This window comes from Blastochloris tepida, from assembly GCF_003966715.1.
In the GTDB taxonomy this organism is placed as follows: Bacteria; Pseudomonadota; Alphaproteobacteria; order Rhizobiales; family Xanthobacteraceae; genus Blastochloris; species Blastochloris tepida.
Genome location: NZ_AP018907.1, coordinates 1,886,096 through 1,910,493 on the forward strand (window position 1 = coordinate 1,886,096; position 24,398 = coordinate 1,910,493).

31 protein-coding genes and 1 pseudogene are annotated in these 24,398 nt (G+C 68.1%); 7 read left to right on the forward strand and 25 right to left on the reverse strand.

Translation table 11 applies throughout. The features are described 5' to 3' along the window. Positions 1 to 29: 29 nt before the first annotated feature. The 4 genes from phnE (BLTE_RS08635) to phnC all read right to left on the reverse strand — a co-directional run bounded on the left by phnE (BLTE_RS08635) (position 30) and on the right by phnC (position 3,839). Complete coding sequence (gene phnE, locus BLTE_RS08635; protein WP_425290290.1) at positions 30 to 896, reverse strand: phosphonate ABC transporter, permease protein PhnE; 867 nt, start codon at positions 894 to 896, stop codon at positions 30 to 32. Further along, positions 893 to 1,774 carry a phosphonate ABC transporter, permease protein PhnE gene (phnE, locus tag BLTE_RS08640; RefSeq protein WP_126399379.1) on the reverse strand — a complete coding sequence of 294 codons (882 nt, stop codon included), beginning with the start codon at positions 1,772 to 1,774 and terminating at the stop codon, positions 893 to 895. Before phnE (BLTE_RS08640) ends, phnE (BLTE_RS08635) begins: the two co-directional genes overlap by 4 nt. A gap of 299 nt (positions 1,775 to 2,073) precedes the next feature. Next, entirely contained in the window at positions 2,074 to 2,982 is a 909-nt protein-coding gene (phnD, locus tag BLTE_RS08645; protein ID WP_126399381.1) for a phosphonate ABC transporter substrate-binding protein, read from the reverse strand. A gap of 50 nt (positions 2,983 to 3,032) precedes the next feature. Continuing rightward, on the reverse strand, positions 3,033 to 3,839 hold the full coding sequence (gene phnC / locus BLTE_RS08650; protein WP_126399383.1) for a phosphonate ABC transporter ATP-binding protein: 807 nt from the start codon (positions 3,837 to 3,839) through the stop codon (positions 3,033 to 3,035). Between the two features lie 187 nt (positions 3,840 to 4,026). On the opposite strand from phnC, the gene BLTE_RS08655 reads away from it, so the two are divergent. Both BLTE_RS08655 and BLTE_RS08660 read left to right on the forward strand, forming a co-directional pair. Beyond that, positions 4,027 to 4,647, forward strand: a complete 621-nt coding sequence (locus BLTE_RS08655; protein ID WP_126399385.1) for an LbetaH domain-containing protein — start codon at positions 4,027 to 4,029, stop codon at positions 4,645 to 4,647. 9 nt (positions 4,648 to 4,656) lie between these two features. Further along, positions 4,657 to 5,355, forward strand: a complete 699-nt coding sequence (locus BLTE_RS08660; RefSeq protein ID WP_126399387.1) for a DUF1045 domain-containing protein — start codon at positions 4,657 to 4,659, stop codon at positions 5,353 to 5,355. 34 nt (positions 5,356 to 5,389) lie between these two features. Here BLTE_RS08660 and cutA read toward each other — a convergent pair whose 3' ends face one another. Next, complete coding sequence (cutA, locus tag BLTE_RS08665) at positions 5,390 to 5,710, reverse strand: divalent-cation tolerance protein CutA (protein WP_126399389.1); 321 nt, start codon at positions 5,708 to 5,710, stop codon at positions 5,390 to 5,392. 53 nt (positions 5,711 to 5,763) lie between these two features. Between cutA and BLTE_RS08670 the strand changes: the two genes are divergently transcribed. The 3 genes from BLTE_RS08670 (at position 5,764) to BLTE_RS08680 (ending at position 7,810) form a co-directional block, all read left to right on the forward strand. Beyond that, positions 5,764 to 6,546 (forward strand): NAD kinase, encoded by a 783-nt coding sequence (locus tag BLTE_RS08670; protein ID WP_126399391.1) that lies wholly within the window; start codon positions 5,764 to 5,766, stop codon positions 6,544 to 6,546. A gap of 105 nt (positions 6,547 to 6,651) precedes the next feature. Continuing rightward, positions 6,652 to 7,197 (forward strand): response regulator, encoded by a 546-nt coding sequence (locus BLTE_RS08675; RefSeq protein ID WP_126399393.1) that lies wholly within the window; start codon positions 6,652 to 6,654, stop codon positions 7,195 to 7,197. Between the two features lie 31 nt (positions 7,198 to 7,228). Next, entirely contained in the window at positions 7,229 to 7,810 is a 582-nt protein-coding gene (locus BLTE_RS08680) for an Hpt domain-containing protein (RefSeq protein WP_126399395.1), read from the forward strand. A 212-nt stretch (positions 7,811 to 8,022) separates the two neighbouring features. Here the strand turns inward: BLTE_RS08680 and BLTE_RS08685 are convergent, their stop codons facing one another. Next, positions 8,023 to 9,210, reverse strand: coding sequence for a DUF2336 domain-containing protein (locus tag BLTE_RS08685; RefSeq protein ID WP_126399397.1), 1,188 nt, complete (start codon positions 9,208 to 9,210; stop codon positions 8,023 to 8,025). A 91-nt stretch (positions 9,211 to 9,301) separates the two neighbouring features. After that, positions 9,302 to 10,285, reverse strand: coding sequence for a lytic transglycosylase domain-containing protein (locus tag BLTE_RS08690; RefSeq protein WP_126399399.1), 984 nt, complete (start codon positions 10,283 to 10,285; stop codon positions 9,302 to 9,304). A gap of 313 nt (positions 10,286 to 10,598) precedes the next feature. Between BLTE_RS08690 and BLTE_RS08695 the strand changes: the two genes are divergently transcribed. Together BLTE_RS08695 and BLTE_RS08700 are read left to right on the forward strand one after the other, a co-directional pair. Then, on the forward strand, positions 10,599 to 11,072 hold the full coding sequence (locus BLTE_RS08695) for a MaoC family dehydratase (RefSeq protein WP_244600167.1): 474 nt from the start codon (positions 10,599 to 10,601) through the stop codon (positions 11,070 to 11,072). An 18-nt stretch (positions 11,073 to 11,090) separates the two neighbouring features. Further along, a complete protein-coding gene (locus BLTE_RS08700) occupies positions 11,091 to 11,966 on the forward strand; it encodes an HpcH/HpaI aldolase/citrate lyase family protein (RefSeq protein WP_126399401.1) in 876 nt (291 codons plus the stop codon). 33 nt (positions 11,967 to 11,999) lie between these two features. On the opposite strand, the gene BLTE_RS08705 is transcribed toward BLTE_RS08700, so the two are convergent. The 18 genes and pseudogenes from BLTE_RS08705 to rpsN all read right to left on the reverse strand — a co-directional run bounded on the left by BLTE_RS08705 (position 12,000) and on the right by rpsN (position 24,367). Beyond that, positions 12,000 to 12,284: a helix-turn-helix domain-containing protein gene (locus BLTE_RS08705; RefSeq protein ID WP_126399403.1), complete on the reverse strand. Its 285-nt coding sequence runs from the start codon at positions 12,282 to 12,284 to the stop codon at positions 12,000 to 12,002. Beyond that, positions 12,281 to 12,601: a type II toxin-antitoxin system RelE/ParE family toxin gene (locus tag BLTE_RS08710; protein ID WP_244600168.1), complete on the reverse strand. Its 321-nt coding sequence runs from the start codon at positions 12,599 to 12,601 to the stop codon at positions 12,281 to 12,283. Before BLTE_RS08710 ends, BLTE_RS08705 begins: the two co-directional genes overlap by 4 nt. Before the next feature lie 113 nt (positions 12,602 to 12,714). Beyond that, positions 12,715 to 14,046, reverse strand: a complete 1,332-nt coding sequence (locus BLTE_RS08715; protein WP_126399407.1) for a replication-associated recombination protein A — start codon at positions 14,044 to 14,046, stop codon at positions 12,715 to 12,717. A 14-nt stretch (positions 14,047 to 14,060) separates the two neighbouring features. Then, a complete protein-coding gene (locus BLTE_RS08720; RefSeq protein ID WP_244600169.1) occupies positions 14,061 to 15,404 on the reverse strand; it encodes a DegQ family serine endoprotease in 1,344 nt (447 codons plus the stop codon). A gap of 674 nt (positions 15,405 to 16,078) precedes the next feature. Then, positions 16,079 to 16,276: a hypothetical protein gene (locus BLTE_RS08725; RefSeq protein ID WP_126399411.1), complete on the reverse strand. Its 198-nt coding sequence runs from the start codon at positions 16,274 to 16,276 to the stop codon at positions 16,079 to 16,081. A gap of 225 nt (positions 16,277 to 16,501) precedes the next feature. Next, a complete protein-coding gene (rplQ, locus tag BLTE_RS08730; RefSeq protein WP_126399413.1) occupies positions 16,502 to 16,912 on the reverse strand; it encodes a 50S ribosomal protein L17 in 411 nt (136 codons plus the stop codon). A 57-nt stretch (positions 16,913 to 16,969) separates the two neighbouring features. Then, positions 16,970 to 17,986, reverse strand: coding sequence for a DNA-directed RNA polymerase subunit alpha (locus BLTE_RS08735; RefSeq protein WP_126399415.1), 1,017 nt, complete (start codon positions 17,984 to 17,986; stop codon positions 16,970 to 16,972). Between the two features lie 79 nt (positions 17,987 to 18,065). Beyond that, positions 18,066 to 18,458, reverse strand: a complete 393-nt coding sequence (gene rpsK, locus BLTE_RS08740) for a 30S ribosomal protein S11 (RefSeq protein ID WP_126399417.1) — start codon at positions 18,456 to 18,458, stop codon at positions 18,066 to 18,068. A gap of 306 nt (positions 18,459 to 18,764) precedes the next feature. Next, positions 18,765 to 19,133, reverse strand: coding sequence for a 30S ribosomal protein S13 (gene rpsM, locus BLTE_RS08745; RefSeq protein WP_126399419.1), 369 nt, complete (start codon positions 19,131 to 19,133; stop codon positions 18,765 to 18,767). A gap of 177 nt (positions 19,134 to 19,310) precedes the next feature. Then, positions 19,311 to 19,898 (reverse strand): annotated as a pseudogene (locus BLTE_RS08750) (adenylate kinase); the annotation flags it as partial. Then, on the reverse strand, positions 19,895 to 21,226 hold the full coding sequence (gene secY / locus BLTE_RS08755; protein ID WP_126399423.1) for a preprotein translocase subunit SecY: 1,332 nt from the start codon (positions 21,224 to 21,226) through the stop codon (positions 19,895 to 19,897). The pseudogene BLTE_RS08750 and the gene secY, both read right to left, overlap by 4 nt. Before the next feature lie 55 nt (positions 21,227 to 21,281). Next, positions 21,282 to 21,767, reverse strand: coding sequence for a 50S ribosomal protein L15 (rplO, locus tag BLTE_RS08760; RefSeq protein ID WP_126399425.1), 486 nt, complete (start codon positions 21,765 to 21,767; stop codon positions 21,282 to 21,284). A gap of 25 nt (positions 21,768 to 21,792) precedes the next feature. Further along, positions 21,793 to 21,990, reverse strand: coding sequence for a 50S ribosomal protein L30 (gene rpmD / locus BLTE_RS08765; protein WP_126399426.1), 198 nt, complete (start codon positions 21,988 to 21,990; stop codon positions 21,793 to 21,795). Positions 21,991 to 22,121: 131 nt separating this feature from the next. Beyond that, positions 22,122 to 22,685, reverse strand: a complete 564-nt coding sequence (gene rpsE / locus BLTE_RS08770; RefSeq protein WP_126399428.1) for a 30S ribosomal protein S5 — start codon at positions 22,683 to 22,685, stop codon at positions 22,122 to 22,124. Between the two features lie 41 nt (positions 22,686 to 22,726). Further along, complete coding sequence (rplR, locus tag BLTE_RS08775; protein ID WP_126399430.1) at positions 22,727 to 23,089, reverse strand: 50S ribosomal protein L18; 363 nt, start codon at positions 23,087 to 23,089, stop codon at positions 22,727 to 22,729. A 12-nt stretch (positions 23,090 to 23,101) separates the two neighbouring features. Continuing rightward, on the reverse strand, positions 23,102 to 23,635 hold the full coding sequence (gene rplF, locus BLTE_RS08780; RefSeq protein WP_126399432.1) for a 50S ribosomal protein L6: 534 nt from the start codon (positions 23,633 to 23,635) through the stop codon (positions 23,102 to 23,104). A 17-nt stretch (positions 23,636 to 23,652) separates the two neighbouring features. Then, complete coding sequence (gene rpsH / locus BLTE_RS08785) at positions 23,653 to 24,048, reverse strand: 30S ribosomal protein S8 (protein ID WP_126399434.1); 396 nt, start codon at positions 24,046 to 24,048, stop codon at positions 23,653 to 23,655. Between the two features lie 13 nt (positions 24,049 to 24,061). Continuing rightward, positions 24,062 to 24,367, reverse strand: coding sequence for a 30S ribosomal protein S14 (rpsN, locus tag BLTE_RS08790; protein ID WP_126399437.1), 306 nt, complete (start codon positions 24,365 to 24,367; stop codon positions 24,062 to 24,064). Between the last annotated feature and the right edge of the window lie 31 nt (positions 24,368 to 24,398).

Below are 24,398 nucleotides of genomic sequence, written 5' to 3' on the forward strand. Positions count from 1 at the left end.
CCTGCGGCCCTTGCCCGGGACGACACCGTTTACCCCACCGTCTCGCGGCGGCCGATGATCGAGAAGCGCAGCATGGTCGACAGCCAGTCGATCACCGCGACGGTGGCGAGGATCATCAGCACCAGCGCCGACACGTGCTGGAATTCCAGCGTGCGGATCTGCTCGGCGAGATGCAGGCCGATGCCGCCGGCGCCGACAATGCCGATGATGGTGGCCGAGCGCGTATTGGACTCGAAATAGTACAGCACCTGGCTCGCGATCACCGGAGCCACCTGCGGCCACAGGCCGAAGCGCACCGCCGCCAACCGGCCGCCGCCGGCCGACACCACGCCTTCGACGGGCTTCGGATCGGCGGCCTCGATCGCCTCCGAGAACAGCTTGCCGAACGCGCCGAAATTGGCCGAGGCCACCGCCAGGATGCCGGCGAACGGGCCGAGTCCCACCACATTGACCCAGATCAGCGCCCAGATCAGCTCGTCGACGCCGCGAACGGTGTCGAGCACGCGGCGCGACAGGAAATGGATCAAGAATTGCGGCACCACGTTCTTCGCCGCCAGGAAGCCGAACACGATCGCCGGCACCGCGGCAAGCAGCGTGCCGAGCAGCGCGATCGCCACCGTCTCGGCCAGCGCGTGCAGATAGATCAGGAAAGTCGCCCAATTCCCGGTGGAGGGCGGCACCATGAACACCACGAACTCGCCGAGCCTGAACAGGCCCTGGAAGAACCGGCGGGCATCGAACTCCAGCATCACGATGCCGAGCGCGAACAGCGCCAGCATGGCGATGATCACCAGCACCGTGGCGATACGCGCCCGCGTCACCCTTTGGAACAGCGCCGGGTGGCGTGCCGCTGCCGCGCGGGGGTCGGCGCTGAGCCGCGGACGCTCGGCCATCATGCGCGCTCCAGACCGAGCAGCGCATGGCGCAGCCGCTCGGTCAACAAATCGATGACCATCACCGTGCCGACGATCAGCACCAGCAGCGCGCTGACGTCGGAATAATAGAACTTGCGGATCGCCTCCATCAGATCCTGACCGATGCCGCCGGCACCGACAAAGCCCATCACCGCCGCGCCGCGCACATTGATCTCGAAGCGCAGCAGCGTATAGCTGGCGAAGTTCGACAGCACCTGCGGCAGCGCCGCGAACCGCACCACCTCCACCCACGAGCCGCCATTGGCCTTCACGCCGTCGACCGGCTTCATGTCGATATTCTCGACCACCTCGCAGAACAGCTTGCCGAGCGCGCCGGTGGAGTGCACCGCCAGCGCCAGCACGCCCGGCACTGGCCCGAGCCCGAAGGCGATGACGAAGATCAGCGCGAACACCATTTCCGGCACGGTGCGGCAGACTTCAAGAAAGCGCTTGGTAGCGAAGCGCACGGTGCCGTTGCCCATCAAATTGCGGGCGGAAAAGAAGCACAGGACGAGGCCGCCGAGCGCGCCCATCAGCGTGCCCATATAGGCGATCAGAATCGTCTCGCCGAGCAGCCAGAGCCAACGCCGCACGCCCCAGAACCACTCGCGGACATCGGAGAGCACAGGCGCGCCGTTCTCCAGATGCGCCAAGCGCACCACATAGTCGCCGAAGCGATGGAGATTGGCGCCGAATTTGGCGAGGTCAACCTCGCCAACCTGCGCCGCGATGGCGACTGCAATTGCGAGAATCGCAAAGCCCAGCAACGTCTGGCGCCGCTTGGCGGCGATAGCGCCGTCATAGACGCGCATCATCGCATCAAGCTGCGTGTCGCTGAGGCGGGTGATCGAAGGCGCCATCGAATCCTGTCGGGTTTCCGGAAGCCGCTCGGCCTCTATCTTCCCTCTCCCCTTGCGGGAGAGGGTGGCGAGACCGAGCGAATGCGAGGTCGAGCCGGGTGAGGGGTAAATGCAGGCGCGCGCCTGAAGATTCACCCCTCACCCGCCTCGCGATCCAAAGATCGCTCGGCACCCTCTCCCGCAAGGGGAGAGGGAAGGACGTGGTCTCTGCGCGGCGAGCGAAGCTCTGCCACTCCTGTCCGCACGCGTCAGCGGCGGCCCGGGCATCCGGACCGCCGCCAGGCAGGGTGCGGCGAGGATCAGGACCGCTTCTGCTTGCGCAGCTCGTCGACGAACTTGTTCAGCTCGATGATTGGCAAATACGCCGAGTGCTCGACCGGCTGCCAGGGCTGGCGCTTGCCCTCATAGATCTTGTCGAACGCCTCCTTGTCGGCGGCGTACTTGAAGAACGCATCGCGGATCTTCGCCTTCAGATCGTCCGGCAGGTCGGTCAGATAGGCGAAGGGCGAGTTCACGATCAGGTCGGAGACGAAGATGATGCGATAGTCGTCATACTTCGCCATGCCCTTGCGCTCCATGCGGCGCAGGCTGGATTCGTTCTCGTCGTTCCACCAGTTGGCGGCGACGTCCACCGTGCCCTGCTGCAGCGCGATCACCGCGTTCTCGTGGCTGCCGGTGTAGACCACCTTGTCGAAGAACTTCTCGGGGTCGATGCCCATCTTGTTGAGGGCGAAACGCGGCACGTTGTTGCCGGACGTGGAATTGGCATCGACGAGGCCGAGGTTCTTGCCCTTCAGATCCTCGACCTTCTGATAGGGCGAGTCCTTCTTCACATAGAGCACCGAGTGATAGCCCTTGGTGCCGTCCTGGTTGACCTCGATGGCGAAAGGCTCGGTCTTCACGCCGGTCATCGCGGCGCGGGCATAGGAGGCCGGGCCGTAATAGGCGATGTGGATGTTGCCGGCGCGCTGGCCCTCGATGATCGCAGCATAGTCGTTGGCGAGGCGCAGCGTGACCTTGGTGCCGAGCTCCTTCGAGAGATACTCGGCGAACGGCGTCCAACGATTGGTGACGCCGGAGGCATTCTCCTCAGGTATCAGCGCGAAGACCAGCTCGGGGTACTTCGCCTTCCAGTCCTGGGCGAGCGCGGTGTTGGCCGTGACGGCCAGCGCCGCGCCGGCGAGAATGAGCGTACGTCGGTTGAGCATTGAGGCCTCCTGTCGAAGCGAATTCGGGAACGCAGGGGAGAACGAAGAACTCAGGCCAGCGCCGGCTGCGGCAGCGCCGCCGGCAGCGTGTCGGGGGCGGGCCCCGCATCCATCACCTCGCCGGCCTCCAGGCCGTAGAGGTCGCGGGCGACGTGATCGGTCAGCGCCTCGGGCGCGCCGTCGAACACCACGCGGCCCGCCGCCATGCCGACCAGCCGGTCGCAATAGAGGCGGGCGATGTCGAGCGAGTGCAGATTGCACAGCACGGTGATGCCGTAGTGCTTGTTGATGCGCAGGAGCGCATCCATCACCGTCTTGGTGTTGCGCGGATCGAGCGAGGCGATCGGCTCGTCGGCCAGGATGATGCGCGGCTCCTGCACCAGCGCGCGGGCGATGGCGACGCGCTGCTGCTGGCCGCCGGAGAGCGAGTCGGCGCGCTGCGCCGCGACCTGGGCAATGTCGAACTGGTCGAGCGCGGAGAGCGCGATCGCCTTCTCCTCATGCGTCCATAGCTTGAGAAGCGAGCGCCAGCCGGGCGTGCGCTGCAGCCGGCCGAGCAGAACATTGGTGAGCACGTCGAGCCGGCCGACCAGATTGAACTGCTGGAAGATCATCGCGCAGTCGGCGCGCCAGCTGTGAAGGCGCCGGCCGGAGAGCCGCGTCACGTCCTGGCCATCGACCAGAATGCGGCCGGCGCTTGGCTCGGCGAGGCGGTTGACCATGCGCAGCAGCGTCGACTTGCCGGCGCCCGAACGGCCGATGATGCCGACGAAGCCGCCAGCCGGAATCTCCAGCGAAACATCGGCGACGGCAAAGGTGTCGCCATAGCGTTTCGACAGGCCGTCCAGCACCAGCACGTCATCCTCCGCAGCGCCGCTTCTTGTCGTCCAAGCAGTAGTCGCGGCGTGCGACAGGCGCGTGACGGCCTGTGGTCAGCGAAATTCGGGCGTGCCGCAAAGATTTGCCGGCGTCGGGGCGCGGATTGTCGTCGAACCGTCATGCGGGCGTGGCAGGCATCGGGCCCGTTTGTGACGCGAGTTCACCATGACACGCCTGTCCGAGACGCCCCTGGTCGATCCCACCGCCACGCTCAACGCGAGCCGGCTCGGCCGCTACACCTCCGTCGGCGCCCGCACCCGGCTGCTGGAGACCACGCTCGACGATTATTCCTACATCGTCGACGATGGCGAGGTGGCCTACACCACCGCCGGCAAGTTCTGCTCCATCGCCGCCATGGTGCGGATCAATCCGGGCAACCACCCGATGACGCGCGCGGCGCAGGCGCACTTCACCTATCGCGCCTCCTATTATTTCGAGGGCGAGGCGGACGAGGACGCGTTCTTCGCGTGGCGGCGCAGCTTCCCGGTGACGCTCGGCCACGATGTGTGGATCGGCCACGGCGCCGTCATCCTGCCCGGCCGCTCGGTCGGCACCGGCGCGGTGGTGGCGGCGGGCGCCATCGTCACCAAGGATGTCGCGCCCTACACCATCGTCGCCGGCAATCCGGCTCGCCCGCTGCGGCAGCGCTTTCCCGAGGCGATCGCCGAGCGGCTGATGCGGCTCGCATGGTGGGACTGGGACCACGCGCGGCTGCACGCCGCTTTGCCGGATTTCCGCGCGCTCGGCGTCGAGGCGTTTCTCGACAAGTACGAGACGGCGGCGTAGAGCGCCGCCATGGCTGCCCGCTACGCGCTCTATTTCGCCCCGCTCGCCGACCGCCCGCTGTGGGAGTTCGGCTCCGCCGCCATCGGCTGGGATGCCGAGACGGCGACCGAGTGCCCTGCCCGCCCGCCCGCCCCGGCGCTGGCGCCCGGCTGGGCGGAGGCCACCGCCGAGCCGCGGCGCTACGGCTTCCACGCCACGCTGAAGGCGCCGTTCGCGCTGGCCGAGGGCACGCGCGCCGAGGACCTGCTGGCCGCGGCCGAGGCGTTCGCGGCTGGCCCCCGCCCGGTGCCGCAGCTTCGCCTCACGGTGCGTATTCTCGCCGGCTTCGTGGCGCTGGTGCCGGAAGGTCCGAGCGCCGCGCTCGATTCGCTCGCCGCCGCCTGCGTGCGCGACTTCGACCGTTTCCGCCGGCCGCTCACGCCGGCCGAGCGCGCGCGCCGAGCGCCGGAGCGGCTGTCGCCGCGGCAGGTCGAATATCTCGACCGCTGGGGCTATCCGTTCGTGTTCGAGGAATTCCGCTTCCACATGACGCTGACCGGCCGGCTGCCGCCGGACGCGGCCGAGGCGGCGAGTGCGGCGCTTCAGGCCGCCCACCGGCAAGCCTGCGGCGACCGGCTCACCGCCGTCTCGACGCTGGCGGTGTTCGTCCAGCCGAGCCCGGCCGAGCGTTTCCGCATCCTCGCCGCGTGGCCGCTGCGGGCGGGGTGAGAGGAAGCGTCGGCTTGACCAACCGGCAACCGCATCAATCCGCCGTTTCGGAGGCGATCCAGGCGAGATAGCCCGGCTCGCCGCCCGCCACCGGCACCACCATGATGGCCGGCGTGTCATAGGGGTGGCGGGCCTTGATGACGGTGGCCACCGCCTCGGTGCGGGCGGCGCGGGTCTTGACGATCATCACCGTCTCGGTCGCCCGCTCGACCGCGCCCTGCCAGCGATAGACCGAGCGCACGCCCGGCAGAATGTTGACGCAGGCCGCAAGCCCGGCCTCGACCAGCGCCGCGCCGGCCGCTTCCGCCTCGACAACCGAAGGCCACGTCGTATAGACGAGTGCCGCCTGATCCATGGACCCCTCTCCCCGGCGCCGCTGCGGCGAACCTGCCGGACGCGGCCGTTGCGATGCCTCAGACACCTCGACGCTACGACAGGATTGCCTTTGTCGCGAGCCAGGCGTCCGACGCCCAGGCCGCCCTGTCGCGCTTTCAGAAGCGCTACGGCACCTGCAACCCGGACGAGGCCGACGTGGTGGTGGCGCTCGGCGGCGACGGGCTGATGCTGCAGACGCTGCACCGCTTCATGGGCAAGGCGACGCCGATCTATGGCATGCATTGCGGCTCGGTCGGCTTCCTGATGAACGATTTCGTCGAGGACGACATCCACGCCCGCCTCGCCGCCGCCGAGCCCACCTTCATCCACCCGCTGGTGATGACGGCGCACGACATCGCCGGCCGGGTGCTGACCGCCAACGCCATCAATGAGGTGTCGCTGCTGCGCCAGTCGTATCAGGCGGCCAAGCTGCGCATCTCGGTGGACGGCAAGGTTCGGCTCGCCGAGCTGATCTGCGACGGCATCATGGTCGCCACCCCGGCGGGATCGACCGCCTATAATCTGTCGGCGCACGGACCGATCCTGCCGCTCGACTCGCCGCTCCTGGCGCTGACGCCGCTGTCGGCGTTCCGGCCGCGCCGCTGGCGCGGCGCCATCCTGCCCTATCGCGCCGAGGTCGGCATCGAGGTGCTGGAGGCCGACAAGCGCCCGGTCAGCGCCGCGGCCGACCATGTGGAGGTGCGCAGCGTGCTGCAGGTGTGGGTGCGCATGGACCTCGCCACCTCGCTGACCATGCTGTTCGATCCCGGTCACAGCCTCGACGAGCGGATCCTGCGCGAGCAGTTCGGCACCTGACCGCCGACCCGCACGATGATCCCCGGCGGGATGATCGGGCCATGGTGCACGGATCCTTAACGGTTGGTTGTTAATGTGCCCATCGGTCCGGTCGGCAGCCCCTCCATGTATCGTATCGAATTCAACCGTCTTCGGTTTCTGGTGATCGACGACAATGCGCACATGCGGCGGATTGTCCGAACCCTGCTGCATGGCTACGGCGCCCGCGAGGTCTACGAGGCCGAGGACGGGGCCGCCGGCCTCGAAGCCTTCACCTCCTACACGCCGGATATCGTGATCACCGACTGGGCGATGCCGATCTTCGACGGGCTCGAACTCACGTCGATGATCCGCCAGCCCGGCGCCAATGCCAATCCCTACGTGCCGATCATCATGCTCACCGGCCACAGCGAGAAGCGCCGGGTGATCGAGGCGCGCGATTCCGGCGTCACCGAGTTTCTGTGCAAGCCGATCTCGGCGCGCGCTCTCTATCAGCGCATCCTCAACGTGGTGGTCAATCCGCGCCCCTTCATCAAGACCAAGACGTTCTTCGGGCCGGACCGCCGCCGCAACGTCAACCCGAACTATGTCGGCCCGGAGCGGCGCAAGGGCGGCAAGGCGGAAGTGATCAAGGCCCAGCCGCTGCTCGAAAAGCTGCGTGCGCCCACATGACCCTCGATGTGACCATCGGGACGCAAACGTCATGAGCAAATCAAAGTCCGATGCGACGGTGACGGCCTTCCACGATCACGACGTGATCGTGCCGAAGAAGAACCTCAAATCGTTCGCCCAGAAGGTCACGGCCGACGAAACCGAGTTCGACTGGGAGGCGATCGAGCGGGCCGAGGCGGCGCTGAACGAATTGTCGCCCGAGTTCGACGGCTGGATGATCTCCGAGTGTGACCGGCTGGAGGCCGCGCGCAAGCTGCTCACCACCGGCGGCCTGTCGAAGGGAACGACGCAGGTGCTGTTCCGCGCCGCGCACGACATCAAGGGCGAAGGCACCACCTTCGGTTTTCCGCTCGCCGCGCGCATCGCCGACAGCCTGTGCCGGCTGGTGTTCCACACGGCCAAGCCGGCGGCGCTGCCGCTCGACCTGATCGACAGCCACGTCGCCGCCATCCGGGCGGTGGTGCGCGAGAATGTCCGCGGCGAAGACGATCCCGTCGCCTGCGAGTTGGCCGATCACCTGCGCGTGCTGACCGACAACTTCCTCAAGGACCAGCACAAGGACGATCCCGACTGGCTGGCCGAATACGGCACGCCTTCGATCGTGCCGGAGTGACGCCGGGCTGAGCTTGATCTCCGGTCATCATCCCGAACGAGGCTGAAGCCGAGACCAGGGATGGTTTCTGCTTGCCTCGTCATCCCGGCCGAGCGTCAGCGAGAGCCGGGATCGTCATCCGGAAGAGGCGTCCCGTCCCGAAACGGTCCCGGATTCCCGCTTCGCTTCATCCGGGACGACGCCCTTGCACGGGTTGTCGCGCCTGATGCCCCTCAGGCCGCCTCTTCAAGATCGGCGTCTTGCAGATCGGCCTCTTCCAGATCAGCGTCTTGCAGATCAGCGGTGAAGGCCCGCGCCTCCTCGCGCGCGGCTTCCGCGGCGTACCGGCGCAGCAATGCGAAATAGCTGTCGAGCTGGCGCGGATCGTTGCCGCGATAGTGCGTCAGCACCCGCTCCACCATGCGCCGGTGCAACTGTGCCGCCGCCAGCGGATCGTGGGCGGTGCCCACCTCATGCAGCGCCGCCAGCACCGCGCGGAACAGCGGCTCGGCCGAGGCCGGCAGGCCGGCCTTGAGATAGAGCGGCGTGAAGGTGGCGAAGCTGCGGTCGTCGAGAATCGCGGCCACCCGCGACAGGCGGAAGCCGGACAGCTCGGCCAGCGCCGCCTCGAACAGCGCCCGGTTGCCGCCGAGCAGCGCGCGCAGCAGCAGGCCGGCGGTGAGCTGCTCGGTGGCGCGCAGATGGCGGACCAGCTCCAGCGCCTCGTCGCCCTCGGCGCTGCGGGCGATCGTCACCGTGGTGCGCTCGCAGGCCTCGCGCGCGACGCGGGCCGCCGCCGCCGGCTCGAGCCAGGCGCGCTCCGACACGAACACCGCCAGTGCGCCCGCCGTCTTGGCCACCAGCGACTGGCGCAGCCTCGGCGTCAGATCGGGCCGCGCCAGCAGGATTTCGCGGATCGTGCCGACATGGCCGTGCCGGGCGATGAGCCGTTCGAGCGCGGCTTCGCCGATGTCGGCGCCCTCGTTCTCGATCAGCACGCGGCAGACCTCGGCGTCGGCGACCTCGATGATGACGGCGGAGACCGATTCGGGCACCCAGGGGCGGGCCGCCACCGCGGCCCTGAGCCCAGGCCGGCCGGCGCGGACGATCTCGATCAGCTCGATCTCCAGCAGCACCGGCGAGCGCTCGGCGACGATGGCGGCGATGTCGGCGGCATCGTGCGCCAGCGCCAGGATGATATCGTGCGGCGCATCGGCGCTGCGGCCCAGCGCCTCGGCGAGCGCGCGCCGCACCACCGGAGCGCGGTCGTCGAGCATCAGGGTCAGCGCCGCCTGGGCGGCCTTGCGGTCGTGCTCGGAGAAATCGGAATAGAGATAGGCGCGGGCCAGCGCCCCGGTGGCCTCGGCCCGGTCTCCCGGCGCTGCGGTGCGGACCCATTGCAGGAATCGGCGAACGATCATCCCGAAACACCAATCGAGGTGGCGACCGCATCCACGCTAGGGGTGCGGGCTTAACAAAGCGTTCACCGTGAATTTTAAGAGTTTGGAGGGACTATTCCCGCGTGTCGACGCCCGAGGCGCGGGCGAAGGTGCCGAGATCGAGCGGCCGGCCGGCATCGCCCGAGGTCTTGCCCGCACCCGCCGCATAGGCCGCGCGCGCCGTCTGCGGCACCCACAGCTCGCGCACATCGGTGGTGGCCGCGCCGGTGCGTTCGGTCTGGAACAGGCCATGGAAGGCGAAGGGCAGCGGCGGCTCCGCCGGCTCGGGCGCAAGGCCGAGCGCGGTCGGTCCCGGCGATGGGGCCACGGGCGCCGTGGCGGCAGTCGTCGCCGTCACGCTGGCTGTCGCGCTGGTCGTGGTCTCGGTGCCGTGCTGTTTGATCAGCACGGCATAGACCTCCGCCGCCGAGCGGGCGCGGCCGGACTTGTCGTAGAAGATCGGCCGGTTGGCGGCGGCGGCTTCCGGAAACACCGTGTCGGCCCGGGCCTCCGGCTGCGCCGCGGCGAGGTCGAGAAACTTGCGCGCCCCGGCCGAGCCGAAGAAATGGGCGATATAGAGCTCGCCATCGGTCGGCTGGCGGCCGAGCATGGCGCGTAGATCGGCGGCGTTGCGGTTGGTGAAGGCGCCGGCCATCACCGCATTGGCGGTCGGGTCCTCCCGCAGCGCCATCACCTGCCGCTTCAGCGCCGGATCGGCGATGTCGAGATTGCCGGAGGGCGTGCGCACGATTGCGGCAGCGTATTCGCCATAGCCATAGCGGGCGCCGTCGGCCTTCAGCGTCTCCAGCCAGGTGCCGTCGAGAAACTGGAACAGGCCGGTGGCGGTGGAGGTCTTCGATTTCAGCGCCGGGTCGAGATCGGATTCGCGCCGCGCCGTCTTGAGCAGATAGTCGAAGCTGGTGCCGGTGGTCTCGCTGGCGGTGCGTAGCGCCCCCATCACCCCGGGCGCGCCGCCGGGCGGGGCCGGCTGGGGCACGGGCGGCGTTGGGCTGGGAGCCGGCGCCTTCGGCGTGGTGAAGAGAAACATGGCGTCCACCGATGCGTCTCCCCAAATTCGTCGCCGGAGGGTCGAGGCCGGTGCGCCCGGCCCGACACGATGCGCCAGACGGTGCGGCGATTATGGTAAACGCATGGTTAATGCCAATGGCGGCGACAGCCGGCCGTCGGCTCCGCTCGCGGACTTTCGTGAAATCTTTGATTTCGGATAAGAAAATCTGCGATGGTCAACGGCCCCGCGCGTCAGCGTTCGGGGCCGATGGACCAACAGCGCCCTGCCCGTACCCCGGACAGAGGCGCGGGAAGAGAGACGCCGGAGCGAGCAATCCGGGCGCGAATTCAGGGAGGAGACGATGGACGGACGGCACTGGCGCGGCGGCATGTGGCTGGAGGATTTCGAGGTCGGCACCACCATCCGCCACCGCCTCACCCGCACGCTGACCGAGATGGACAACGTGCTGTTCTCCAACATGACGCTGAACCCGCAGCCGCTGCACATCGACCGGCACTTCTGCGAGCGCGAGACCGAATGGGGCCAGCCGCTGGTCAATTCGCTGTTCACGCTGGGGCTGATGATCGGCATCTCGGTGAACGACCTCACCAACGGTACGACCATCGCCAATCTCGGCATGACCGACGTGCGCTTCCCCGCGCCGCTGTTCCACGGCGACACGCTGCGGGCCGAGACCACGGTGCTGGCGGTGCGCGAATCGAAGTCGCGGCCGGATGCCGGCATCGTCGAGTTCCACCACCGCGCCTATAATCAGGACGACATTCTGGTGGCCGAGTGCCGGCGGCAGGCCTTCATGAAGAAGCGGCCGGCGTGAAGATGCGGGGAGCTTGACATGCGCTCGCTGCTGTTCGTTCCGGGCGACAGCCCGCGCAAGCTGGCCAAGGCGCTGGAGACCGGCGCCGACGCGCTGATCATCGACCTCGAGGACTCGGTGGCGCCCGACGCCAAGGCTGCGGCGCGGGCGGCGACCGCCGGCTTCCTGCGCGAGGCGGTGCCGCTCGCCACCCGCCCCCGTCTCTATGTGCGGGCGAACGCGCTGGGCTCCGGCCTGATCGACGACGACCTCGACGCGGTGATGGCGGCGCGCCCGGACGGCGTCATGCTGCCCAAGGCCGAGCACGGCCGCGACGTCGTCCATCTCGGCGCCAAGCTCGCCGCGCGCGAGGCGCTGGCCGACATCCCGGCCGGCGCCACCCGGATTCTCGCCATCGCCACCGAGACGGCGGCCGCCCTGTTCGGGCTCGGCACCTATGCCGGCGCCTCCGACCGGCTGGCCGGCCTCGCCTGGGGCGGCGAGGATCTCTCCGCCGACCTCGGCGCCGAGACCAATCATGACGAGGCCGGGCGCTGGACCTCGCCCTATCTTCTCGCCCGCAACCTCTGCCTCGCCGGGGCGGCGGCGGCGCGGGTGCTGGCGATCGACACGGTGTTCGTGGACGTGCGCGACGAGGCCGGATTGCGGGCGGAGGCGGAGGCCGCGCGGCGCGACGGCTTCGCCGGCAAGATGGCCATTCACCCCAGTCAGGTCAGCGTTATCAATGACGTATTCACGCCCTCTGAGACGGCGGTTGAAGAGGCGCGCCGGGTGATCGCCGCCTTCGCCGCGGCTGGCGACGCCGGGGTGACCACGCTCGACGGCAAGATGCTCGACCGGCCGCACCTGCTGCGGGCGAAACGGGTGTTGGAAAGGGCGGGGCTTGGGGGCTGATCCGGTCCTCGGCTGAAAAAGCCGGACCTCGTATCAAACCAATCCCACATGCAGCCCGCGGCCGAGCACGTGGGCGGCGCGGACCAGGGTGTCCAACGTGGCGCTGCCATTCTCCGGGTCGAGCAGCCGGTCGACCTGCGCCCGGCTGGTCTGCATCAGTTCGGCCATCCGGGTCTTGGTGATGTGCTGCTTCTTCATTTCCTCAGAGATCTGAAGCGCAAGGATCGCCTTGATCGCGGCGGTGGTCACCTCCTCGCGCAGGTCGGTCTCGTCGAGCCAGCTTTCGAAGCTCGATCCGATATGCGGATTGCCGGTCATTGGGTGACCTCCTTCAGACGTTGGCGGGCCAGGGCAAGATCGGCGGCCGGTGCCTGCCGCGTCGATTTAAAGAACGCATGCAACGCGATCAGCCGGCCGTCGTGAAACCCGAACAACACCCGTGCCTCCCGCCGGCTCGGCAAGGATGACCGGACCTCCCACAGACCGTCGGCGAGCGGCCGACATACCGGTAATCCGATCGGCCAGCCAAACTGCACCTTGGCAAGATCACGGCCGATAATCCGCTGATCCTCGCGCGGCAGCTCCGTAAGCCAGTCTCTCACCGGCTCACGACCTGCAGCCGTTCGCCAGAACATCAGTGGCAAAGGTTTCGGAAGTTCGGGCATTACGTCAACAACGATGTACCAAAATTGATACTAGTCCGCAAGCTGGCGCACGGCACGCCCAAGCCGTCCATCCCCCCACCCGTCTATTCCCCGCCGCGCTCGCGGCGCAGCTTGGCCCAGTAGTCGAGCCGCTTCTTCAACTCGCGCTCGAAGCCGCGCTCGACCGGCCGGTAGAAGTTCTGCCGGCCAAGCTCCTCTGGGAAATAGTCCTGGCCGGAGAAGCCTTCGGGCGTGTCGTGGTCGTAGAGGTAGCCGGCGCTGTAGCCCTCCTCCTGCATCAGTTTGGTCGGTGCATTGAGGATGTGCTTGGGCGGCATGAGAGATCCCGCCTGCTTGGCGACGCGGCGGGCGGCACCGAACGCCTTGTAGGCGGCGTTCGATTTCGGCGCGGTGGCCATGTAGATCACCGCCTCGGCGATCGCCAGCTCGCCCTCCGGCGAGCCGAGAAAGTCGTAGGCGTCCTTGGCGGCGTTGGCGACCACCAGCGCCTGCGGGTCGGCCAGCCCGATGTCCTCGACCGCCATGCGCACGATGCGCCGCGCCAGGAACAGCGGCTCCTCGCCGGCATCGAGCATCCGCGCGAGGTAATACAGGGCCGCGTCCGGGTCCGAGCCCCGGACCGATTTATGCAGCGCCGATATGAGGTTGTAGTGACCTTCTCGATCCTTGTCGTAGATCGGGGCGCGCCGCTGCACCACGCCGGTGAGGCCGGCGGTATCGAACGTCTCGCCCGGCTTGGCGGCGCGCCAGACCTCCTCCGCCAGCGTCAGCGCTGCGCGGCCGTCGCCATCGGCCATGCCGATCAGCGCAACCCGCGCCGCACCGTCGAGCGGAAGCGGCTTTCCCTCTATATTCTCGGCTCTTGCGAGGAGATGTTCAATTGCCGTCTTATCCAGCGGCTGGAACGTCAGCACCCGTGCCCGCGACAGCAGCGCGGCATTGAGCTCGAAGGACGGGTTCTCGGTGGTGGCGCCGACCAGCGTCACCGTACCGTCCTCGACCACCGGCAGGAAGGCATCCTGCTGGGCGCGGTTGAAGCGGTGGATCTCGTCGACGAACAAGAGCGTGCCCTGCCCGACCTGCCGCCGGCCGCGCGCCGCCTCGAACACCTTCTTGAGGTCGGCGATGCCGGTGAAGATCGCCGAGATCTGCTCGAAGTGCAGGTCGGTCTCCTGGGCCAAGAGGCGCGCCACCGTGGTCTTGCCGGTGCCGGGCGGTCCCCAGAAGATCAGCGAGCCGAGCGAGCGCGAGGCAAGGAGGCGGGTCAGCGCCCCATCCGGCCCGACCAGATGATCCTGGCCGACCACCTCGGCGAGCTTGGTCGGGCGCAGCTTGTCGGCCAGCGGCCGCGGCGCCTCGGCTTCAAGGCCCGCGGCCGTGAACAGCGAGGGCGTCGGCTCGGGGCGGCGGGGCATGGCGCGCTCCCCGCTCAGCCGGGAAGCACCATCTGGATGGCGCGGCCTTCGCGCTGCACCACCAGCCGCCACAGCCGGGCGCCGGCGCGGAAGATGCGCTCCAGCTCCTGCGGCGTGGCGATATCGCGCCCATTGACCTGCAGCACGGCGTCACCGGGCTGGAAGCCGAGATTGTCGGCCGGCGAGCCGGGCTCCACCTTCACCACCACCACCACGCCTTCGCCGGTGAAGGGCAGACGCAGCTCGTCGGCCAGGGCGGCGTCGAGCGTGGCCACCGTGGCGCCGGCAAAGGGCGAGCGCGACTTGATGACCACGGCGTCGCGCGAGCTGCCCTCCGGCGGCGCCTCCAGGCCGATGGGCAGCGGCATCTCGTTCGCGCCGCGGCGCACGGTCAGCACCGCCTTGCCGCCGACCGGACGGGTGGCCAGCCGGAAGCCGAGCCCGTCGGGATCGTCCACCGCCTGACCGTCGATGGCGACGACCACGTCGCCGCGCTTCAGCCCGGCCTTGGCGGCCGGGGTGCCGTTCGGCACGTCCGCCACCAGCGCGCCGGTCGGCCGCGGCAGGCCGAGGCTCTCGGCAATATCCGCCGTCACCGTCTGCAGCCGGGCGCCGAGCCACGGCCGCTTCACCTGCTTGCCGCCGCTCCTGGCCGACTCCACCACCACCCGGACCATGTTGGACGGAATGGCGAAGCCGATGCCGTGGCTGCCGCCCGAGCGGGTGAAGATCGCCGTGTTGATGCCGACCAGCCGGCCCGACATGTCGACCAGCGCGCCGCCCGAATTGCCGGGATTGATGGCGGCGTCGGTCTGGATAAAGGACTGGAAGTCGCTGATGCCGACCTGGCTGCGGGCCAGCGCCGAGACGATGCCTTGCGTTACCGTCTGGCCGACGCCGAACGGATTGCCGATCGCCAGCACGAGGTCGCCGACCTGCAGCGCATCCGAATCCGCCAGATCGATCGCCGCGAACGGCGCCCCCTCATTGATCCGCAGCACCGCAAGGTCGGTGCGCGGATCGCGCAGCACGATCTCGGCCGCCAGCTCGCGCTTGTCTGCCAGCACCACCCGCACCTCGTCCGCCCCCTCGACGACGTGGTGGTTGGTGACCACCAGCCCACGCGGATCGACGATCACGCCCGAGCCGAGCGAGCGCTGCACCCGCTCGCGCGGCACGCCGAAGCCACGGTCGCCGAAAAACCGGCGGAAGAAGGGATCGTCGATGAAGGGATGGCCGCCCTGAGGCTTGGTCTTGAGCGCGAACACATTGACCACCGCCGGCGCGGTCTTCGCCGTCACCGGCGCGAACGACAGCATCACCTGCTGGCGCGAGTCCGGCGCGACACGCTGCGGCATCTGCGCCTGGGCGGTGCCGGCCAGAACGAAGAGGGTGACAACGGCCGCGAGGCAGGCGGCGAGAGGACGGACTGAACGTTGGCACGGCATGGTGTCAGCCTGGATTCGGAATGCCGCGCCGCCGGCATGGGGCCGCGGCGCCAGAAAGCCCGAGAGCAGCAATGCCCGAGAGCACGTTTCGCAGATGCGGATGCCGGCGTGGCGGACAGCGCGACAGACCCTACGAAAACCGGTCGATCCCTTCGGATACCGGAAACGGTCTCGCCGAAAAATCCTTGATCGGATGAGGATTTTTCGTCGAACGGCATACGGCTCGAAGGCCCTTCGGGCCGGAAACCGTATCAGGATCGTGCGGTGCCCGGCCGGCTCCGTCGGATCGGCGGACACCCAATCAGGCTGCCGTGTCGCATTCCCTGCCAGGACGCCGACTCCCGCCCTCTGCGCAGACAAGTCCGGCAACGATATATGGCATCCGATGTCCGAAAAAAGGCCGCGCCCGCAAGGCGCCGCCGGTCGCGGCGCCGGCCGCCGAGCGGATGGCCGTGCCGGACATGCTGTGCTGCGGCGCGCGCACCTCCGGCCCGACGCTCCGGACCAGTCCGGCGTGCTGCGTCGGGACGATCCCCGGCCACCCGCCGCCGCGAGGGATGCAGCGGATGCCGCCGGGTGGTGTCTTATTCCGCCAGCAGGATATTCGCGGCGACGAAGGTGAAGAACAGCATGCCGATCACGGAAATCGTCGCCAGGATGAGGTACAGCTTCGCGGCGGCCCACTGGCCGTCTTCGTCATAGATTTTGCGGAGCGTGCCTGGGATCACCGCAAGCGGTGTGATCAGACCAAGAACGACGCCCAAGACCAGCCAATTCACCATGATACGACTCCCCTCGTGAGGTCAGCACGGCCCCCGTGATCCGGCCCCGGCATCCGCACACGCGGATGCTCGGCCGCCGGCGGCGCGGGCGAGGCCAGGAACCACGGTCCCGGCCGGCGGGCAAGGATTATTGCTGCCGATGCGGGATCCGCACGAACGTCGCCGGCCGGATGCAAAAGAGGCGGCCGAAGCCGCCTCAATCCGATCGTAATTTCGTCAGCGCGCTCACGCCGCCGCCGCGGTCTCGGCCGGACCGGAGTCCTTGCCCTTGGCGGTCACGTCGCGGTCGACCAGCTCGATCACCGCCACCGGGGCGCAGTCGCCGAAGCGGTAGCCTGCCTTGACGATGCGGCAGTAGCCGCCATTGCGGCCGGCATAGCGCGGGCCGATGACGTCGAACAGCTTCTTGACCATCGCGACGTCGCGCACCTGGGCGATCGCCTGACGGCGGGCGTGAAGGTCGCCGCGCTTGCCAAGCGTGATCAGCTTCTCGACCACCGGCCGAAGGTCCTTGGCCTTGGGCAGGGTGGTGAGGATCTGCTCGTGCTTGATCAGCGCCGCGGCCATGTTGGCAAACATCGCCTTGCGGTGCTCACTGCTCCGGTTGAAGCGCCGTCCGGCCTTGCCGTGGTTCATGTTGCTCTCGACCGGAGGTCCGGCCGCCCCTTCTTCCCGGTAAACCGGGGCTGATGTTCAATAGTGGTCTTCGAAACGCTTGGCGAGGTCTTCGATGTTCTCGGGCGGCCAGCCGGGCACTTCCATGCCCAGGTGCAGGCCCATCGCCGCCAGCACTTCCTTGATCTCGTTCAGCGACTTGCGCCCGAAGTTCGGCGTGCGGAGCATCTCCGCCTCGGTCTTCTGGATCAGGTCGCCGATATAGACGATGTTGTCGTTCTTCAGGCAGTTGGCCGAGCGCACCGACAATTCGAGCTCGTCGACCTTCTTGAGCAGCGCCGGGTTGAACGGCAGCTCCTGGATGGCCGGCGTCTCGACCGCGCGCTTGGGCTCCTCGAAGTTGACGAAGATGTCGAGCTGGTCCTGCAGGATGCGCGCGGCATAGGCCAGCGCGTCATCCGGCGACAGGGCGCCGTTGGTCTCGACCGTCATGGTCAGCTTGTCATAGTCGAGGATCTGGCCCTCGCGGGTGTTCTCGACCCGATAGGACACCTTCTTGACCGGCGAATAGAGGCTGTCGACCGGGATCAGGCCGATCGGCGCGTCCTCGGGCCGGTTGCGGTCGGCCGCGACGTAGCCCTTGCCGGTGGCCACCGTGAACTCCATCCGGATCTCGGCGCCCTCGTCGAGGGTGCACAGCACGAGGTCCGGATTGAGGATGGTGATGTCGCCCACCGTCTGGATGTCGCCCGCCGTCACCACGCCGGGGCCGGACTTGCGCACGACCATGCGCTTGGGTCCGTCGCCCTGCATCTTGATGGCGACATCCTTGATGTTGAGCACGATGTCGGTGACATCCTCGCGCACGCCCGGAATCGAGGAGAACTCGTGCAGGACGCCGTCGATGTGGACGCTGGTCACCGCCGCGCCCTGCAGCGAGGACAGCAGGATCCGGCGCAGCGCGTTGCCGAGGGTGGTGCCGAAGCCACGTTCCAGCGGCTCGGCGATCACCGTCGCAATGCGCCGAGCATCCGGTCCGGGCTGCACCTGCAGCTTTTCGGGCTTGATGAGCTCTTGCCAGTTCTTGTGGATCACGGGGTCTCACCCTTCAGTGGGCGGCGGACCGATCTTTGGCCCGCGGGCATACGGGGGGCACGCCACGGCGTGCACGGGATCAGACGCGGCGGCGCTTGCGCGGCCGGCAACCATTGTGCGGGATCGGCGTCACGTCGCGGATCGACGTCACGGTGAAGCCCGCCGCCTGCAGGGCGCGCAGCGCCGATTCGCGGCCCGAACCCGGCCCCGCCACCTCGACTTCCAGCGTGCGCATGCCGTGCTCGGCCGCCTTGCGGGCACAATCCTCGGCCGCGACCTGGGCGGCGTACGGGGTCGACTTGCGCGAGCCCTTGAATCCCATCTGGCCGGCCGACGACCAGGCAATCGTGTTGCCCTGCGCATCGGTGATGGTGATCATCGTGTTGTTGAACGAGGCGTTCACGTGCGCGACGCCGGAGGCGATGTTCTTGCGTTCGCGACGGCGGACGCGGCCGGTGGCTTCCTTGGCCATGGTCTTGATCCTTCAGGCGCGCCCGTCGTGCCAGGCGCTCGGGATTGAGGTCATCCTCGACCGGCACGGACCGGTCGATACATTGCGATACGTTCCGACGAGGCGCCGACTGCGGCCCCCTCGCCTCCCGGGCGCAGCGACGCCCGCCCGGGGAACACCGCTGCCGCGGACACCGCCGCGGCAGAGATCAGATGGTTTCCGGCGAATCGCGAAGGGACACCGGAAACGGTCCCGCCGAAACCCCGCGCTGCCGCGATTTCCGGCGGCTGTGATGTGGCGCTCCGGCCCTGCGGGCCGGACCCCGCATCACTTCTTCTTGCCGGCGATCGGCTTGGCCGGACCCTTGCGGGTGCGGGCATTGGTGTGGGTGCGCTGGCCGCGCACCGGCAGGCCGCGGCGATGGCGCAGGCCGCGATAGCAGCCGAGATCCATCAGCCGCTTGATGTTGAGCTGCACGTCACGGCGCAGATCACCCTCGACCATATAGTCACGATCGATGGTTTCGCGAATCTGCAGCACTTCCTGGTCGGTGAGCTGGTTCACCCGACGCTCGGCCGGAATGCCGACCTTCTCGGTGATCTCCTGCGCCTTCCTGGGCCCGATGCCGTGAATGTACTGCAGCGCGATGACGACGCGCTTGTTGGTCGGAATATTGACGCCTGCGATGCGGGCCACGGTTCTTCTCCTGCGGCAACCGAGCCGCTGATCTCATGGCGGCCGGTCTTCTGGGTGTCGTGCGCCCGAAGAGGACCGGCGAAACGGGTACGCGGCACCCGGCCCTCCTCGGAAGACCCGGCGCCGTCCAAATGCTGTGCCGGGTCATACTGTCAGTTGCGAGGTCCGTCAACCTCTTGCGGCGACCGCGCCGAGAACCTGGCCGATCGCTTCGGTCACCTCGTCGATGGTCTTCATGCCGTCGACCTCCTTGAGGAGACCCTTCGTGCGGTAGTAGTCCGACAGCGGCGCGGTCTGGGCCGTGTAGGCGCTCAGCCGCTGCTTCAGCGCCTCCGGATTGTCGTCGGCGCGAACCGCTTCGCCGCGCGCCGTCATCTCGGCGACGCGAGTCTCGATTCGCTTCACCAGGGCCGAGTGGTCGACGACCAGCTCGACCACGCCGTCGAGCTTCAGCCCCTTCTCCGCCAGCATCCGGCCCAGCGCCTCGGCCTGGCCGGGGGTGCGCGGAAAGCCGTCGAGCACGAAGCCGTTCCTGCAGTCGTCCTGGTCGATCCGGTCGGCGACGATGGCCACCACCACCTCGTCCGGGACCAGCTCGCCGCGGGCCATGATGTCCTTGGCCTTCAGGCCGACCGGCGTGCCCGCCGCCACCGCGGCCCGCAGCATGTCCCCCGTCGACAACTGAACGATGCCGTGGCGTGCCGTCAGGCGCTGCGCTTGCGTGCCCTTGCCCGCCCCCGGCGGTCCCAACAGCACCAGCCTCATCGACGTCTCCCCTTCAGGTTCGCTTTCTTGATGAGGTCTCCGTATTGGTGGGCATAGAGGTGGCCCTGAACCTGGGAGACCGTGTCCATGGTCACGCTGACCACGATCAGGAGCGACGTTCCCCCGAGATAGAAGGGAACCGCGGCGTAGGAGACCAGGATTTCCGGGATCACGCACACCAGGGCGATATAGATCGCGCCCACCACGGTGATCCGCGTCAGCACATAGTCGATGTATTCCGCCGTCCGCTCGCCCGGGCGGATGCCGGGGATGAAGCCGCCATACTTCTTGAGATTGTCGGCTGTCTCCTGCGGATTGAACACGATGGCCGTGTAGAAGAACGTGAAGAACACGATCATCGCCACATAGAGCACCATGAACAGCGGCTGTCCGTGGCCGAGCAGCGACGTGACGGTGGTCAGCCAGCCGCCGCTCTGCCCGGCGCTGAAATTGGCCGCCGTCACCGGCAGCAGCAGCAGCGAGGAGGCGAAGATCGGCGGAATGACGCCGGCCGTGTTCAGCTTCAGCGGCAGGTGCGAGGACTGGCCCTCGAACATGCGGTTGCCGACCTGACGCTTCGGGTACTGGATCAGCAGCCGGCGCTGCGCGCGCTCCATGAACACCACGAAGGCGACCACGACCGCAGCCATCGCCAGGATGATCAGGATCAGCGCGGTGGAGATCGCGCCCTGGCGGCCGAGTTCGAGGGTGCTGGCGATGCCCGCCGGCAGCTCCGCGACGATGCCGGCGAAGATGATCAGCGACACCCCATTGCCGACGCCGCGCGCGGTGATCTGCTCGCCGAGCCACAGCAGGAACATGGTGGCGCCGACCAGCGTGATCGTGGTCGAGATCAAAAAGAACATGCCGGGCTGCGACACCACATTGCCCGAACTCTGCAAGCCGAGCGCGATGCCCCAGGCCTGGAAACCGGCCAGCACGACGGTGAGATAGCGCGTGTACTGGTTGAGCTGCTTCCGGCCCTGCTCGCCTTCCTTCTTGATCGCCTCCAGCGTCGGCGACACCGAGGTCAGAAGCTGGATGATGATCGAGGCCGAGATGTACGGCATGATGTTGAGGGCGAAGATGGCCATTCGGCCCACCGCGCCGCCCGCAAACATGTTGAACATGCCGAGAATGCCGCCCTGCTGCTGCTTGAACAGGTCAGCCAGGGCCTGCGGGTCGATGCCCGGCAGCGGAATGTGGGTTCCGAGCCGGTACACCACCAGTGCGGCGAGCGTGAACCAGATGCGCCGCTTGAGCTCCTCGGCCTTGCCGAGAGCCGAGAAATTCAAGTTCGCTGCGAGCTGTTCAGCCGCCGACACCATGACCCGCGCTCCTGCTCTCTCTGCTCGCTTCAGATGAGGTCCGCAAGCCGGGAGCTCAAGCCGTCTCCGCCACGGCGGCCGGCTTCTCGATCAGCGTGACCGAGCCGCCCTGCGCCTCGACGGCCGCGCGCGCCGCCGTGGTGGCGTGATTGACCACGAGGTCGACCTTGGCGGTCAGCTCGCCGGTGGCGAGCAGCCGAACGCCATCCTTGGCACGGCGCAGCACGCCGGCCTCGACCAGCTCGGCGACCGTCACAGGCTTCGACGTGTCGAGCTTGCCGGCCGTCAGCGCCCGCTGCAGCCGCTCCAGCGTCAGCTCGTTGTAGTCGAGACGGAAAATGTTGTTGAAGCCGCGCTTCGGCAGGCGCCGGTGCAGCGGCATCTGGCCGCCCTCGAAGCCCTTGATGCGCACGCCCGAACGCGCGGTCTGGCCCTTGCCGCCGCGACCGCCGGTCTTGCCCATGCCGGAGCCGATGCCGCGGCCCACCCGCAGACGCGACTTGCGCGCGCCGGCATTGTCCTTGATCTCGTTGAGTTTCATCGCTTGATCTCCGCGCGCGCGCCTCTCAAGCGCCCTTAACCACGCGCACGAGGTGCGCGACCTTGTCGATCATGCCACGCACGGACGGAGTATCCGGCAACGTGCGGCGGCGCCCGATCTTGTTGAGGCCGAGGCCGATCAGCGTGGCGCGCTGATCCTGCCGGCGCCGGATCGGGCTGCCGGTCTGCTCGACCGTGACGGTGTTCTCCGCGGGGTTGGCCATTTGCGGCTCCGTTCGTCCCGAGCGGTCCCCAACCCGGCTCAGCCGGACCGGTCGCTCCCAATTGTCATTTCAGCGCAACATCCGCTGAAGAACCGGTAACCGATTCTGCGGCGGATGGCGCCGGTGTCTGCTCAGTCGGTCGCCTCGGCGTCGACGTCGCGGCGGCGGCTCTGCAGGGCCGACACCTTGAGGCCGCGGCGCGCCGCGACCGAGCGCGGATTGTCCTGGCGCTTCAGCGCGTCGAAGGTCGCCCGCACCATGTTGTAGGGGTTCGAGGACCCCATCGACTTGGCCACCACGTCGGCCATGCCGAGCGTCTCGAACACCGCGCGCATCGGGCCGCCGGCGATGATGCCGGTACCGGCCGGGGCGGCACGCAGGAACACGCGGCCGGCACCGTGATGGCCGGCGATGTCGTGGTGCAGCGTGCGGCCTTCGCGCAGCGGCACCCGGATCATCGCCCGCTTGGCCGACTCGGTGGCCTTGCGGATCGCTTCCGGAACCTCGCGCGCCTTGCCGTGACCGAAGCCGACGCGGCCCTTCTGGTCGCCGACGACGACGAGCGCGGCGAAGCCGAAGCGACGACCACCCTTCACCACCTTGGCGACGCGATTGATGTGGACGAGCTTGTCGACGAAGCCGCTGTCGCGGTCTTCGCGATCACGATCCCGATCGCGCTGACGCTCTCTCGCCATTTCAGTCTATCTCCTCGGGACGTCCCGTCCCCTCGAATCCGTCAGAATTCCAGGCCGCCCTCGCGGGCCGCTTCGGCGAGCGCCTTCACGCGCCCATGATAAAGAAAGGCGCCGCGGTCGAACACAACCTGCTTGACACCCTTGGCGACGGCGCGCTCGGCGACCAGCTTGCCCACCGTCTTGGCGGCGGCGATGTTGGCGCCGGTCTTCAGCGTCGCGCGCAGGTCCTTCTCCAGCGAGGAGGCCGCGCACAGCGTGACGCCCTGCGCGTCGTCGATGACCTGGGCGTAGATGTGCAAGCCCGAGCGGTGCACCGACAGCCGCGGCCGGCCGTTCGCCGCCGCCTTGAGGGCACGGCGCACGCGGTGAACGCGGCGGGCCGTGACGAGAGAGTTCTTGGCCATGTCAGCGCCCCGTTACTTCTTCTTGCCTTCCTTGCGGAAGATGAATTCGCCGGCGTACCTCACGCCCTTGCCCTTGTAGGGCTCCGGCGGACGGAACTCGCGGATCTCGGCCGAGACCTGCCCGACCTTCTGCTTGTCGATGCCCGACACCACGATCTCGGTCGGCTTCGGCGTCGCGATCTGGATCCCTTCGGGGATCGGATAGATCACGTCGTGCGAATAGCCGAGCGCGAGCTGCAGGTTCTTGCCCTGCACCGCAGCGCGATAGCCGACGCCGGTGATTTCGAGCTTGTCCTCGTAGCCCTTGGTGACGCCAACCACGAGGTTGTTCACCAGAGTGCGGGACAGGCCCCACATCGCGCGGTGGCGCTGAGTGTCCTGGCGCGGCTTCACGTGGATCTGGGCGCCGTCGAGGGTGACCTCGACCTCGTCGACCAGAACCACCGACAGTTCGCCCTTCGGACCCTTGACCTTGACGGTCTGGCCGTTGACCTGGGCAGTCACGCCACCCGGCACCGGCACCGCCTTCTTACCAATTCGAGACATGCTGATCCCTCCCCCGCTTAGAACACGGTGCAGAGGATTTCGCCGCCGACATTCAGCGAGCGCGCCTCGTGATCGGCCATCACGCCCTTGGGCGTCGAGATGATGGCGATGCCGAGACCGTTCATGACGTGCGGCAGCGTGTCGACGGAAGCGTAGACGCGGCGGCCCGGCTTCGACACGCGGTCGATGCTCTTGATCACCGGCTGGCCGTCGAAATACTTCAGCTCGACCTCGAACTCCGTGCGGCCCGAGGCGTGCTCGGTGGTGGTGTAGCCGCGGATGAAGCCCTCGGACTTCAGCACGTCCAGCACGCGCATGCGCAGCTTCGAGCCCGGCGTCGACACCGAGTTGCGGCGGCGCATCTGGGCGTTACGGATACGGGTGATCATGTCCCCGATCGGATCATTCGACATGACGCGACCCTCCTCACCAGGACGACTTGACGAGCCCGGGGATCAGCCCCTGCGAGCCGAGCTCACGCAGCGCGACGCGGCTCACCTTGAGCTTGCGGTAGTTCGCCCGCGGACGCCCGGTGACCTCGCAGCGGTTGCGGATGCGCACCTTCGAAGAGTTGCGCGGCAGTTCCGCCAGCTTGAGCCGGGCGGCGAAGCGCTCCTCGATCGGCAGCGACTTGTCGTCGGCGATCGCCTTCAGCCTCGCGCGCTTGGGCGCATACTGCTCAGCCAGCTTGCGCCGGCGCTTGTTCTTCTCGATGGCACTGGTCTTGGCCATGTGTCACTCCGTGTTCCGCGTCTGAGACGCT

What these genes read in the sequence shown, in the direction of transcription:
- phnE (WP_425290290.1), bottom strand. Translation starts at nt 896, where the DNA reads ATGATGGCCGAGCGTCCGCGGCTCAGCGCCGACCCCCGCGCGGCAGCG.
- phnE (WP_126399379.1), bottom strand. Translation starts at nt 1,774, where the DNA reads ATGGCGCCTTCGATCACCCGCCTCAGCGACACGCAGCTTGATGCGATG.
- phnD (WP_126399381.1), bottom strand. Translation starts at nt 2,982, where the DNA reads ATGCTCAACCGACGTACGCTCATTCTCGCCGGCGCGGCGCTGGCCGTC.
- BLTE_RS08655 (WP_126399385.1), top strand. Translation starts at nt 4,027, where the DNA reads ATGACACGCCTGTCCGAGACGCCCCTGGTCGATCCCACCGCCACGCTC.
- BLTE_RS08660 (WP_126399387.1), top strand. Translation starts at nt 4,657, where the DNA reads ATGGCTGCCCGCTACGCGCTCTATTTCGCCCCGCTCGCCGACCGCCCG.
- cutA (WP_126399389.1), bottom strand. Translation starts at nt 5,710, where the DNA reads ATGGATCAGGCGGCACTCGTCTATACGACGTGGCCTTCGGTTGTCGAG.
- BLTE_RS08670 (WP_126399391.1), top strand. Translation starts at nt 5,764, where the DNA reads ATGCCTCAGACACCTCGACGCTACGACAGGATTGCCTTTGTCGCGAGC.
- BLTE_RS08675 (WP_126399393.1), top strand. Translation starts at nt 6,652, where the DNA reads ATGTATCGTATCGAATTCAACCGTCTTCGGTTTCTGGTGATCGACGAC.
- BLTE_RS08680 (WP_126399395.1), top strand. Translation starts at nt 7,229, where the DNA reads ATGAGCAAATCAAAGTCCGATGCGACGGTGACGGCCTTCCACGATCAC.
- BLTE_RS08685 (WP_126399397.1), bottom strand. Translation starts at nt 9,210, where the DNA reads ATGATCGTTCGCCGATTCCTGCAATGGGTCCGCACCGCAGCGCCGGGA.
- BLTE_RS08695 (WP_244600167.1), top strand. Translation starts at nt 10,599, where the DNA reads ATGGACGGACGGCACTGGCGCGGCGGCATGTGGCTGGAGGATTTCGAG.
- BLTE_RS08700 (WP_126399401.1), top strand. Translation starts at nt 11,091, where the DNA reads ATGCGCTCGCTGCTGTTCGTTCCGGGCGACAGCCCGCGCAAGCTGGCC.
- BLTE_RS08705 (WP_126399403.1), bottom strand. Translation starts at nt 12,284, where the DNA reads ATGACCGGCAATCCGCATATCGGATCGAGCTTCGAAAGCTGGCTCGAC.
- BLTE_RS08710 (WP_244600168.1), bottom strand. Translation starts at nt 12,601, where the DNA reads ATGTTCTGGCGAACGGCTGCAGGTCGTGAGCCGGTGAGAGACTGGCTT.
- BLTE_RS08715 (WP_126399407.1), bottom strand. Translation starts at nt 14,046, where the DNA reads ATGCCCCGCCGCCCCGAGCCGACGCCCTCGCTGTTCACGGCCGCGGGC.
- BLTE_RS08720 (WP_244600169.1), bottom strand. Translation starts at nt 15,404, where the DNA reads ATGCCGCAGCGTGTCGCGCCGGACTCGCGCCAGCAGGTGATGCTGTCG.
- BLTE_RS08725 (WP_126399411.1), bottom strand. Translation starts at nt 16,276, where the DNA reads ATGGTGAATTGGCTGGTCTTGGGCGTCGTTCTTGGTCTGATCACACCG.
- rplQ (WP_126399413.1), bottom strand. Translation starts at nt 16,912, where the DNA reads ATGAACCACGGCAAGGCCGGACGGCGCTTCAACCGGAGCAGTGAGCAC.
- rpsK (WP_126399417.1), bottom strand. Translation starts at nt 18,458, where the DNA reads ATGGCCAAGGAAGCCACCGGCCGCGTCCGCCGTCGCGAACGCAAGAAC.
- secY (WP_126399423.1), bottom strand. Translation starts at nt 21,226, where the DNA reads ATGGTGTCGGCGGCTGAACAGCTCGCAGCGAACTTGAATTTCTCGGCT.
- rplO (WP_126399425.1), bottom strand. Translation starts at nt 21,767, where the DNA reads ATGAAACTCAACGAGATCAAGGACAATGCCGGCGCGCGCAAGTCGCGT.
- rpmD (WP_126399426.1), bottom strand. Translation starts at nt 21,990, where the DNA reads ATGGCCAACCCCGCGGAGAACACCGTCACGGTCGAGCAGACCGGCAGC.
- rpsE (WP_126399428.1), bottom strand. Translation starts at nt 22,685, where the DNA reads ATGGCGAGAGAGCGTCAGCGCGATCGGGATCGTGATCGCGAAGACCGC.
- rplR (WP_126399430.1), bottom strand. Translation starts at nt 23,089, where the DNA reads ATGGCCAAGAACTCTCTCGTCACGGCCCGCCGCGTTCACCGCGTGCGC.
- rplF (WP_126399432.1), bottom strand. Translation starts at nt 23,635, where the DNA reads ATGTCTCGAATTGGTAAGAAGGCGGTGCCGGTGCCGGGTGGCGTGACT.
- rpsH (WP_126399434.1), bottom strand. Translation starts at nt 24,048, where the DNA reads ATGTCGAATGATCCGATCGGGGACATGATCACCCGTATCCGTAACGCC.
- rpsN (WP_126399437.1), bottom strand. Translation starts at nt 24,367, where the DNA reads ATGGCCAAGACCAGTGCCATCGAGAAGAACAAGCGCCGGCGCAAGCTG.